Annotated in this window: 9 protein-coding genes; all 9 read right to left on the bottom strand. The window is 29.1% G+C overall.

Annotated features, from left to right (window positions below; all coding sequences use genetic code 11):
* Positions 1-34: 34 nt before the first annotated feature.
* On the bottom strand, positions 35-2,059 hold the full coding sequence (gene infB, locus ACFIJ5_RS06845; RefSeq protein ID WP_379805384.1) for a translation initiation factor IF-2: 2,025 nt from the start codon (positions 2,057-2,059) through the stop codon (positions 35-37).
* A gap of 17 nt (positions 2,060-2,076) precedes the next feature.
* Entirely contained in the window at positions 2,077-2,394 is a 318-nt protein-coding gene (locus ACFIJ5_RS06840) for a ribosomal L7Ae/L30e/S12e/Gadd45 family protein (protein ID WP_379805381.1), read from the bottom strand.
* The gene (gene rnpM / locus ACFIJ5_RS06835) at positions 2,384-2,653 is read right to left on the bottom strand and encodes an RNase P modulator RnpM (protein WP_379805379.1); all 270 of its coding nucleotides are present in this window, start codon (positions 2,651-2,653) and stop codon (positions 2,384-2,386) included. Before rnpM ends, ACFIJ5_RS06840 begins: the two co-directional genes overlap by 11 nt.
* An 11-nt stretch (positions 2,654-2,664) precedes the next feature.
* Positions 2,665-3,732 (bottom strand): transcription termination factor NusA, encoded by a 1,068-nt coding sequence (nusA, locus tag ACFIJ5_RS06830; RefSeq protein WP_379805377.1) that lies wholly within the window; start codon positions 3,730-3,732, stop codon positions 2,665-2,667.
* A 14-nt stretch (positions 3,733-3,746) separates the two neighbouring features.
* A complete protein-coding gene (gene rimP, locus ACFIJ5_RS06825) occupies positions 3,747-4,208 on the bottom strand; it encodes a ribosome maturation factor RimP (protein WP_379805374.1) in 462 nt (153 codons plus the stop codon).
* Positions 4,209-4,444: 236 nt separating this feature from the next.
* On the bottom strand, positions 4,445-8,764 hold the full coding sequence (locus tag ACFIJ5_RS06820; protein WP_379805372.1) for a PolC-type DNA polymerase III: 4,320 nt from the start codon (positions 8,762-8,764) through the stop codon (positions 4,445-4,447).
* A 133-nt stretch (positions 8,765-8,897) separates the two neighbouring features.
* Complete coding sequence (gene ispG, locus ACFIJ5_RS06815; protein ID WP_379805370.1) at positions 8,898-9,947, bottom strand: flavodoxin-dependent (E)-4-hydroxy-3-methylbut-2-enyl-diphosphate synthase; 1,050 nt, start codon at positions 9,945-9,947, stop codon at positions 8,898-8,900.
* A gap of 12 nt (positions 9,948-9,959) precedes the next feature.
* On the bottom strand, positions 9,960-10,979 hold the full coding sequence (rseP, locus tag ACFIJ5_RS06810; RefSeq protein ID WP_379805368.1) for an RIP metalloprotease RseP: 1,020 nt from the start codon (positions 10,977-10,979) through the stop codon (positions 9,960-9,962).
* 21 nt (positions 10,980-11,000) lie between these two features.
* Positions 11,001-12,152, bottom strand: a complete 1,152-nt coding sequence (locus tag ACFIJ5_RS06805; protein WP_379805366.1) for a 1-deoxy-D-xylulose-5-phosphate reductoisomerase — start codon at positions 12,150-12,152, stop codon at positions 11,001-11,003.
* Positions 12,153-12,156: the final 4 nt, after the last annotated feature.

The raw sequence follows: 12,156 nt of genomic DNA, 5'->3' as shown, positions 1-12,156 counted from the left end.
GATAAAAAGCTTTTAATTTTTACTTAAATATTCATTATAATGATTTAGGTTTAATTTCTTGCATTGTGTACACTTCTACAATGTCGCCTTCTTTTATATCGTTAAAGTTTACTACACTTAATCCACATTCATATCCTGATGCAACTTCTTTTACATCATCTTTAAATCTTTTTAAGGATGCAAGTTCTGATTCGAAAATAACAATACCATCTCTTATTACTCTTGCTTTTCCATTTCTAGCTATCTTACCGTTTTGAACATAACATCCTGCAATTGTTCCAATATTTGATATCTTATATGTCTGTCTTATTTCTGCTGATCCAAGTACAACTTCTTTATACTCAGGTTCTAACATTCCAACCATTGCTGATTTGATATCTTCAATAGCATCATAAATTACTCTATAAGTTTTAATATCTACACTTTCTTTTTCTGCTAATTCTGTAGTTTTAGAATCTGGTCTAACATTAAAACCAATTATTATGGCATTTGATGCTGTAGCAAGAATAACATCTGTTTCATTGATTGCTCCAACTCCTCCATGTATTACTCTAACTTTTACTGAATCAGTAGATAATTTTTCAAATGATTGTTTTACTGCTTCAACAGAACCTTGAACATCAGCCTTTACGATGATATCTAATTCTTTTACTTTACCCTCTTGTATTTGATTATATAAATCTTCTAATGAAACTTTATGAGAATTCTGTAATCTGTCTTCTCTGACTTTATCTTTTCTCTTCTCTGCCATATTTCTAGCGGTTTTTTCATCTTTAACCACATTGAATCTATCTCCAGCTGCTGGTACTTCTGATAAACCTAAAATTTCAACTGGTATAGATGGTCCTGCTTCTTTTATTTTATTACCTTTATCATCAAACATTGCTCTGATTCTTCCATATGTAGAACCTACTATTATTGAATCACCTGATCTTAAAGTACCATTTTGAACCAATAAAGTAGCAACTGCTCCTCTTCCTTTATCTAGTTTAGCTTCAACTACTGTACCTTTACCTTTTCTAGTAGAATCTGATTTTAATTCTTGCATTTCAGCTGTTAACAATACCATTTCTAAAAGTTCTTCTATTCCTTCTTTAGTATGAGCAGATACAGGAACACAAATTGTATCTCCACCCCAATCTTCAGGAATTAAACCATATTCTGTTAACTCTTGTTTAACTTTATCAGGATTTGCTCCTGGTCTATCCATTTTATTAATTGCTACAACCATAGGAACATTGGCTGCTTTACAGTGACTTATTGCTTCTTCTGTTTGAGGCATTATTCCATCATCTGCAGCTACAACTAATATAACTATATCAGTAACTTGAGCTCCTCTTGCTCTCATAGAAGTAAAGGCTTCATGTCCTGGAGTATCTAAAAATGTGATTTTTTGTCCATTAACATTTACTGTATAAGCACCTATATGTTGAGTTATTCCACCGGCTTCTGTACTTGTAACTTTAGTTTTTCTTACAGCATCTAATAATGATGTTTTTCCATGGTCAACGTGACCCATAACTGTAATAATTGCAGGTCTTTTTTCATTTCCTACATCTGCATCTTCTTCATCAATTTCTTCTAATTTTATATCTGATTCCTCTTTAACTACAACTAGAGCATCGAATTTTTCTCCAAGTTTTTGAGCAGTAGTAACATCAATTTCTTGATTGATTGATGCCATAACACCCATGAATATTAACTGTTTTATAACTTCTGTAGATGGTTTATTTAACTTTTCTGATAATTCTTTAACAGTTATTGTTTCTCCCATTTCGATTATTATTTCATCATCTTCACTTTTATCTGTATCTTTTTTATTTCTTACTTTTTTATTGTTTTTTATACTTTTAGTATTATCTCCTTCTTCAACATCTTCTCCGTCTTCTTTGTTCTCCTTATTTTCATATAATTCTTTTATTAAGTCTGCATCTTCATCGTCAATAACACTCATATGATTTTTAACCTTTATATCAAATTCTTCTAAAAGTACATTTATTAATTCCTTACTAGAAACACCTAGTTCTTTTGCTAATTCATAAACTCTTATTTTAGCCATAAGCTTTCACCCCCGAATTAAATATTGTTTTCCATATTATAATAAAGCAACTTTAATTTTTTACTCATATTTTCATCCTTTACACCTAATACATTTAACTCACTTTTACCTAAAGCACAACCTAAATCATACTTTGATGGTCCTTGTATAAGTAGTACTTTTTGTTTACTACAATAATTTTTGAATTTATTTTTTGTATTCTCAGAACATTCTTTAGATAGTATAACTAAATGTATTTTTTCGTTTTTAATTCCATCTTCACACTTATTGTAACCTTCTAAAATATTTCCAGATTTTTTTGTTAAACCTAAGAATTGCAAAAATTTATTGTTCATCTTGTATCTCTTCTTTCAGTTTATCATAAATTTTCTCTTCAATCCTCACATTTAAATTTTTTTCTAATCTTTTTGTTTTAAAAGCCTTTTCTAGACATTTAGAATCTTTACAAATATATGCTCCTCTACCAGCCTTTTTACCAGTTAAATCTATAGAAACTTCTCCTTCTTTACTCTTAACAACTCTTATTAATTCCTTTTTAGGTTTCATTTCCATACATCCATTACACATTCTTTGTGGTATTTTTTTAGTCTTCATTAAATAACCACCTACTCTTCTATATTATCTAATTTTTCTGATTCTAACATTTGAGACTTACTTTTTATGTCTATCTTCCATCCTGTTAATTTTGCAGCTAATCGAACATTTTGACCTTCTTTACCTATTGCTAAAGATAATTGATCATCATCAACAACAACCTTAGTACACTTTTCATCTTCGTTAACATCAACACTTAATACTTTTGCTGGACTTAACGCATTTGATATATACTCTTCTGGTGACTTACTCCATTTTATTATATCTATTTTTTCATTGTTTAACTCATTTACGATATTTTGTACTCTTATTCCCTTAGGTCCAACACATGCTCCCATTGCATCAACATTCTCATCATTAGAATGTACAGCTATTTTTGTTCTTGAACCTGCCTCTCTTGCAATATTCTTTATTTCTACAACTCCCTCATAAATCTCTGGTACCTCTAACTCAAATAATCTTTTTACAAGTCCTGGATGAGTTCTCGAAAGAATTACTTGAGCACCTTTAGTAGTATTCTTAACTTCTACTATGTATAATTTCAATTTTTGATGAAAGTCGTATCTTTCTCCTGGTATTTGTTCACTGGAAGTAAGTAATGCTTCTATTTTACCTAAATCTATAAATACATTGCCTCTATCTTTTCTTATAACATTTCCTGTTATTATATCAAACTCTTTAGTAATAAATTGATTATATATTGTATTTCTTTCCGCTTCCTTAATTCGTTGTATTACAACTTGTTTAGCAGCTTGAGCTGATACTCTTCCAAATTTTTTAGGTGTAACTTCAATTTCAACAATATCATCCATTTGATATATAGGGTCTATACCTTTTGCATCTTCTAAACTTATTTCATCTACAGCATCATACACTTCTTCTACAACTTTCTTCTGTGAATAAACATGTATATCTCCATTGCTTCTATTCATTTCTACTCTTACACTTGGATTATTACTTCCATAATTTTTTTTATAAGCTAAAACTAATGCATCTTCTATAGTTGAAAATAATAATTCTTCATTTATCCCTTTTTCTTTTACTATTTCTTTAAGTGATAGTATAAACTCCTCATTCATCTTAAACCCCTCCTTTACATTTCCCCGTGTAAACTTACATTTGAAATTTTTTCTCTAGGAATTACAATTTGTTCTCCATCATCCTCAATCTTGATTTCTAGATCATTAAATTCCTTTAGTTTACCAATATATTTTTTACTTCCATTAAATAGTTTATACAATTTAATTTTAACCGTTTCTCCTATATATTTATTCAAGTGTTCATCTGTATATAATGTTCTGTTTATACCTGGTGATGAAACCTCTAAATAGTAACTACATGATATTGGATCTTCAGTATCTAATATATTACTTACTTCCCTACTTACTTTTTCACAATCATCTAATCCTATTCCATTAGAACTATCTATATATATTCTTAAAAAATTTTCGCCTTTTTCTTTTATAAATTCTATATAATATAATTCGTATCCTTTATCTGTAACAATTGGTTGAATTAATTCTTTAAGTTTATATATTAAATTTTCATTTTTCATTTTATTTACCTCCTTACCTAATACTATTTTTTCTTTTTTTACTTAAAATATTAATTAAAACGCAACAAATGTTGCGTTTTACCCAAATAGAAAGAGCGGGCTTTGACCCACTCTGTAAAATATATCCCTGAAAATACTCGTCATTCCAATTCTAACATATAAGTTTTACTATTTCAAGTATCAATTAAAACTTAGCTTCAGGTAGGTTTTGTACTCCTTCTAAAGCTAAGATCTAATTATCCAAATAAGGATAATTGATTTGTCTCTTGTAATCCTTCGAGGCAACCATGTTTATCTAAAGTTTCTATTACTGTTTTTGAAACCTTAGCTCTTATTCTTAAATCCTCTTTTGATATAAATTCTCCTTCTTTTCTAGACTTAACAATATTTTTAGCTGCATTTTCTCCAACTCCTGCTAAAGCATTTATTGGAGGTCTAATTTCATTATCTTCAATTAAAAATTTAACTGCATCTGATTTATATAAATCAACCTTCAGAAACTTAATTCCTCTTTTATACATTTCATATGAAAGTTCTAATATAGTAAGCAGTCCTTTATCTTTTTGAGATAACTTATTTGTTGATGCATTTAACTCATCCATTTTTAATTTAATAGCTTCTTCCCCTTTAACTATCAAATCTGCATCAAATTCATCAGCTCTAACGGTAAAGTATGTTGCGTAATATGCTTCTGGATAATACACTTTAAAATATGCAATTCTAACAGCCATCATAACATATGCTACTGCATGACCTTTAGGAAACATATATTTAATTTTTTTACAAGATTCAATATACCAGTCTGGTACACCATGTTCTCTCATAAGTTTTTCTCTTTCCTCAGTTAGCCCTTTACCTTTTCTTACTTTTTCCATTATGGTAAATGAATTTTTAGGAGGTACTCCTTTATAAAGCAAATACATCATTATATCATCTCTTGTAGCAATACAATCTTTTAATGTAGTATATCCTTCTTTGATATAATATTGGGCATTATTAATCCACACATCAGTTCCATGAGATAACCCTGAAATTCTAACTAAATCCGAAAAAGTTTTAGGTTGAGTATCTACAAGCATTTGTCTAACAAATTTAGTACCAAATTCAGGCAATCCATAACTTCCCACTTCACATCCCAGTTCTTCTGCTGTAACACCTAATGCTTCAGGTGATGTAAACAAACTCATAACTTTAAGATCACCTAAAGGTATCTCCTGTGGCTCAATGCCAGTAAGATCTTTTAACATTCTAAGCACAGTAGGATCATCGTGGCCTAATATATCAAGTTTTAATAACCTACCACTTATTGAGTGATAATCAAAATGAGTAGTAATTATATCCGAATTTGGATCATCAGCAGGATGTTGAACAGGGCAAAAATTATAAATTTCATTATCTGCAGGCACAACCATTATACCCCCAGGATGCTGTCCTGATGTTCTTTTTACTCCTGTACATCCTTGGGTTAATCTTTCAATTTCTGCTTGAGATGCTGTAATATCACGTTCTTGTAAATATTTTTTAACAAATCCATAAGCAGTTTTTTCTGCAATGGTACCAATAGTACCTGCTTTAAAAGTATGACCCTTTCCAAATAATACTTCAGTATATCTATGAATATCTCCTTGATTATCACCTGAAAAGTTTAAGTCTATATCTGGTTCTTTATCACCATTAAATCCCAAGAAAGTTTCAAATGGTATATCATGCCCATCTTTTTTATATTTAGTTCCACATTTTGGGCATACTTTATCAGGTAAGTCAAATCCACACCCTATGGATCCATCTGTGAAAAATTCGCTATTTTTACATTTTGGGCACACATAATGTGGTGGAAGTCCATTTACCTCTGTTATATTACACATTGTTGCAACGAGAGAAGAACCTACAGACCCTCTAGAACCTACTAAATATCCATCACTTAAAGATTTAGCAACTAGCTTTTGTGCTATCAAATAAAGCACAGCATATCCATTATTAATAATTGAATTTAATTCTTTCTCTAATCTTTCATGAACTACTTTAGGAAGTTTTTCACCATATATTTCGTGTGCTCTTTTTATTGTCATATCTCTTATTTGTTCTTCAGAACCTTCAATTTTAGGTGGAAAAGTTTCATCTGGAATTGGTTTTACTTCTTCAATAACTTGTTCTATTTTGTGTGTATTGTATATAACAACCTCTTTTGCCTTTTCTTCTCCTAAATACTCAAATTCTTTAAGCATTTCATTAGTTGTCCTTAAATATAAAGGAGGCTGATTATCTGCATCACTAAACCCCTGACCCGCCATTAGAATTCTTCTAAACACTTCATCTTTAGGATCAAGAAAATGAACATCTCCTGTAGCCACTACTGGCTTATTAAATTTTTCACCTAATTTACAAATCTTTCTGTTTATATTTTTTAATTCTTCCTTATCTTTTACCGTACCATTTTCAATCATAAACTTATTATTATCTAAAGGTTGAATTTCTAAATAATCATAAAACTCAAGCATTTTCTCAAGTTCACTATCACTTTTACCTTTAAGTACTGCTTTATATACTTGACCCGCCTCGCAGGCTGAACCTATTAATAATCCTTCTTTATACTGTTTTATAACGCTTTTAGGCATTCTAGGTCTTTTGTGAAAATAATCTAAATGTGCAAATGATACTAACTTGTATAAGTTTTTTAACCCTTTTTGATTTTTTGCAAATATTATCAAATGATATGTAGGTGCCTTTTTAACATCTTGATTTCCTAAAAATTCATCATTCAATTTATCTAAACTTAATATATTTCTTTCTTTTAAAATTCTTAAACACTCTAACAATATTTCTCCAGTAGCTTTAGCATCATCTACTGCTCTATGGTGATTTTCTAAAGAAATTCCTAAATGCTTACATATTGTATTTAATTTATATCTTTTTAATTCTGGAAACAAATATTGGCATAATGGTATAGTATCCATAATAGAATTATCAAAACCTATATTTAAATCTGAACAATTCTTCTTAATGAAAGATGTATCAAAATCAGCATTATGAGCTACTACAACGGAATCACCAATAAATTCTATAAATTTAGGAAGTATACTACTTATATTCTCTGCATTCTTTACCATGGTATTAGTTATACCTGTAAGTTCAATTATTCTATTAGGTATATTTACACCAGGGTTTACAAATTCATTGAAAGATTCTATTATTTTACCATTTTTAATTTTTACAGCACCAATTTCAATTATTTTGTCATTTTCAGAAGAAAATCCAGTAGTTTCAATATCAAATACAACAAATATATCATCAACTGTTTTATTTTCTGGTTTTATAACAATAGGTACTCCGTCATCAACTAAGTATGCTTCCACTCCGTACAAAATTTTTATTCCATATTTTTTAGAAGCATCCATAGCTTCTGGATAAGCTTGAACTACTCCATGGTCAGTTATAGCAATAGCTTTATGTCCCCACTTTGCTCCTCTTTCTATAAGTTTACTAGTAGATGAAACTGCATCCATAGCACTCATTTGAGTATGCAAGTGTAATTCTATTCTTTTTTCATCATACGTATCCATCTTTTCTATTTTCTTAACTGTATTTATATTTCTAGCTAAAATAACTACTTCTTTTGAAAAGGTATCATACACAGCCTCTCCTTGAACTTTACAATGCAATCCTTCCTTTATTTTTTCAATAGCTTCTTCAGACTCTTTTGGTTTTGGAAAGCACTTTACAGTTATGGAACTATTATAATCCGTTATGTGAAAAACAATTATTTTTCTTCCCGTCTTAGTTTCTATAATATTTGTCTTAAATATATCTCCACATACAGCAACAATTCCCGATGTTTCATTAATTTCACCTATATTAACTATATCAGAATTAATTTTTCTACCAAGAATAGTATTTTCATCTTTTGGCTCACTTTTATACTTTCTTCTGCTAATATATTCTTGTTTTTTTGTATTATTTTGATTTTTTTTGCTGCTAGGGTTAACCTTACTAATTTCATTTACTACTTTACTAATTAACTTAACATTTTCAATTTCTTTTTGATTTATGTAGTTTTCTTCTTTTAAAGTTTCATCATACTTTAATTTAACACTACATTTCACCCCAAAAATATCTGCTAGAGAATTTCTTATAATCTTTTCTATCTTTTTATTTTTTAATAAAGTACACATAAATTCATTACCTAAATATATTTCTAAAGTATCATCTTTGATTTTTCTTACTGAATTTGATAAACATTTTTTTGTAATAGGCACACAGTTAATTACATTATTACATAGTTCACTCCAATATTTACTAATTATATCTTTTAAAGTTACATTAGAAATATCTCTATAACAAATTAAATCTATATCATTAAAATAATTCATTCTCTTTGATATCATTTTTTTCAATATTTCTTTTTTGTTTTTATCTAAATCATTGGGGCTTTTTATTATTACTCTAAGTTTATTACTTTTTCTATAATATTGTATTCTTGTAACTTTTATATCTTCTATTAATGTTTCATCATTACCATCAATATCTTCTTTTAATAACTGCACTAGGCTGCATTCCATACTATTTCCTCCTAGGATTCAAACTAATAGATTACTTTAAATATTATACAATTAATAATGCAGGATTGCATTTAGTAATTTATATCAACCCTGCATATACTCATCAGTATTTCATAATACTCACAATTAACTTTTACATTTTTTCTATTTCTTTTAATAACTCTTCAACTAAGTTTTCCTCTTTCACCTTTTTTATTATTTCACCTTTTTTAAAAATTAATCCTTCTCCTTTTCCACCTGCAATTCCTATATCTGCTTCTCTAGCTTCCCCTGGACCATTTACTACACATCCCATTACTGCAACTTTTATATTTTTATTACATCCTGAAAGCTTTTCTTCTACTTCATTAGCTATTTTAATTAAATCAATTTGTGTTCTTCCACATGTTGGGCATGAAACAAATTCTATTCCCTCTTTTAAATGTCCTGTTGCCTTTAGTATTTCTCGTCCTACTCTTACTTCTTCTTCGGTTTTTCCAGTTAAAGATACCCTAATAGTATCTCCTATTCCTTCTGACAATAGCGTTCCTATTCCAATACTTGATTTTATTGTTCCTCTCCAATTAGTACCCGCTTCAGTTACTCCTAAATGAAGGGGATAATCTACCTGTTTTGATATAATTCTATAACTTTCAATCATCTGTATAACATCTGATGATTTAATAGATATCACTGTGTTAAAAAAGTTCACACTTTCTAAAATATTCACATGCTCAAGAGCACTTTCTACTAAAGCTTCTGGACATACTCTACCATACTTTTTAAGTACTTTTTTATCTAATGACCCTGAGTTAACCCCTATCCGTATTGGAATTCCTTTTTCATTTGCAACTTTAGCAACCATTTTAACTCTATCTAAACTTCCAATATTACCCGGATTAATTCTCAGTGCATTGACACCATTCTTCATAGAATCAATTGCTAACCTATAATCAAAATGAATATCTGCAACTACAGGTATATTACACTGCGGTATAATTTGTTTTAAAGCTTCACAAGCTTCGTTATCAGGAACAGCACATCTAATTATATCACATCCGCATTTTTCTAATGATTTTATTTGTTTAATTGTAGATTGTACATCTCTAGTATCAGTATTTGTCATTGATTGCACAGTAACTTTATAATCTCCACCCACATATATATTTCCTACTTTTATCTTTTTAGTTTTTGTTCTCTGCATTTTGCTCATCTCCTAAAGTTTTAATGGATATAAGATATCTTTAATGGTAACTAACGCCACTAATGTTAATAGAAATACAAAACCAACATAATTTAATTTACCTACTATTTCATCATTTAATTTTTTTCCTATTACTATTTCTATAAGGGAAAATAAAATCCACCCTCCATCTAATGCTGGAATAGGAAGCAAATTAAAAATAGCTAATTGCACACTTATATATGCTGAAATTGTTAATAATGATAGCAAACCACTTTGTGCAGCCTTGGTTGATATTCTAAACACACTAATAGGTCCTCCAACTCCATTTGCAGAAACTTTACCTGTAAACAGTTTTCCTAAAAAGTCAAAAGTCATTTTAACTATAGATTTTATTTCACTAAATCCATGACTAATAGCTTCACCTACACTTACTTTTTTTATTGATGGATAAATTCCTATTATATATCTATTTTCTTCTGGTACCTTTACAGGTTCAATGGTCTTAGTTACTAATTTACTCTTTCTCATCAATGTTAATTCTAATTTTTTACCATTTTTTTCACCAACACTTTGAACAAATTCGTCCCAAGTTCCAATCTTTTTTCCATCTACTTTTACAATTTTGTCTCCTTCATGAATTCCTTGAATATAGGCAGGTGATTTTTGAACTACTTTGCTGACAATAGGAACTGCTACTCCATTTATAGAACTTATTATTGCAAAAAATATAACAGCTAAGATAAAATTCATAATAGGGCCTGCAGATGTTATAGCCAACCTTTGAAGAGGCTTCTTGTTGTTAAATGCTCTTGCATCTTTAGAATCTTCCCCTTGTTCTCCAAGCATCTTAACATATCCACCTAATGGTATGGCTCTAATACAATACTCAGTTTCTTTACCTTTTATTCCTAAAAGTTTAGGTCCCATTCCTACTGAAAACTCTTCTACCTTAACATTATTAAGTTTTGCTACAATAAAATGTCCAAACTCATGACCAACTATTAAAACACTAAAAGCTAAAAGTGCTAATAATAAGTATAAAATACTCACAAACAAATCCCCTTCCTGTAATTAGTATTTTGATTTTATATAATCTCTTACTTTTTTATCTGTATTTAAAATATCTTCTAAATTAGGGTTAACTATATTTTTAAATTTTGACAAACACTCTTCAATTATACTTTCAATTTGTAAATATTTAATTTTATTATTTAAAAATAACTCTACTGCAACCTCATTTGCACTATTTAATACAGTAGGCATAATTCCACCTAATTTTCCAGCATCATATGCTAATTTTAAACATCTAAAAGTATTCATATCAGGTTTCTCAAAAGTTAACTTACTTACTTCATAAAAATCTAATCTATTTACTATTGACTTTTCTCTAATAGGATAATTTAATGCATATTGTATAGGTAATCTCATATCAGGAACTGCTAATTGTGCAATTACAGACGCATCCTTATATTCTATCATTGAGTGAACTATACTTTGTGGATGTATAACCACTTGTATGTCATCATAATTTACATCAAAAAGCCAATGAGCCTCTATAACTTCTAACCCTTTATTCATTAAAGTTGAAGAATCTATAGATATTTTTTTTCCCATATTCCATTTAGGATGTTTAAGAGCTTCTTCAGGTTTAATATTTATTAATTCATCTCTTTGTCTACCTCTAAAAGGTCCTCCTGATGCAGTTAAAATTATTTTATATATATCCTCTTTTTTATTACCTTGTAAGCACTGAAAAATAGCTCCATGTTCTGAATCTACTGGTAATATTTTTACATTATTTTTTTGTGCCTCATTTATCACAAGTTCTCCACCTACAACTAAAGTTTCTTTATTAGCTAAAGCTATATCCTTTCCAGCTTTAATTGCCTTTAATGTAGGAACTAATCCTATCATACCTACCACAGATGTAACAACTACATCTACTTCATCTAAAGTAGCTATTGTATTTAATCCTTCTAATCCATATAAAACATTTGTTTTTAAATTACTGCTGCTGCAATAATTTTTAACTTTTTCATATGTATTTTTTTCTGTTATAGCCACATATTTTACATCAAACTCTTTTATTATTTGTATCACTTTATCATAGCTAGTATTAGCCGAAATTCCTTGTAAACAAAAACTTTGTTTAGCATTTCTTATTACATCTAGAGTTTGAGTTCCTATAGATCCTGTGGCCCCTAAAATACTTATATTTTTCACTTTA

This window comes from Haloimpatiens myeolchijeotgali (assembly GCF_042688525.2).
Taxonomy (GTDB): Bacteria; Bacillota; Clostridia; order Clostridiales; family Clostridiaceae; genus Haloimpatiens.
The sequence above is the reverse complement of the archived record's forward strand: the minus strand, read 5'-3'. Positions and strand labels throughout refer to the sequence as shown.

Coding starts and splice junctions, on each gene's coding strand:
- infB (WP_379805384.1), bottom strand. CDS start 2,059: ATGGCTAAAATAAGAGTTTATGAATTAGCAAAAGAACTAGGTGTTTCT.
- ACFIJ5_RS06840 (WP_379805381.1), bottom strand. CDS start 2,394: ATGAACAATAAATTTTTGCAATTCTTAGGTTTAACAAAAAAATCTGGA.
- rnpM (WP_379805379.1), bottom strand. CDS start 2,653: ATGAAGACTAAAAAAATACCACAAAGAATGTGTAATGGATGTATGGAA.
- nusA (WP_379805377.1), bottom strand. CDS start 3,732: ATGAATGAGGAGTTTATACTATCACTTAAAGAAATAGTAAAAGAAAAA.
- rimP (WP_379805374.1), bottom strand. CDS start 4,208: ATGAAAAATGAAAATTTAATATATAAACTTAAAGAATTAATTCAACCA.
- ACFIJ5_RS06820 (WP_379805372.1), bottom strand. CDS start 8,764: ATGGAATGCAGCCTAGTGCAGTTATTAAAAGAAGATATTGATGGTAAT.
- ispG (WP_379805370.1), bottom strand. CDS start 9,947: ATGCAGAGAACAAAAACTAAAAAGATAAAAGTAGGAAATATATATGTG.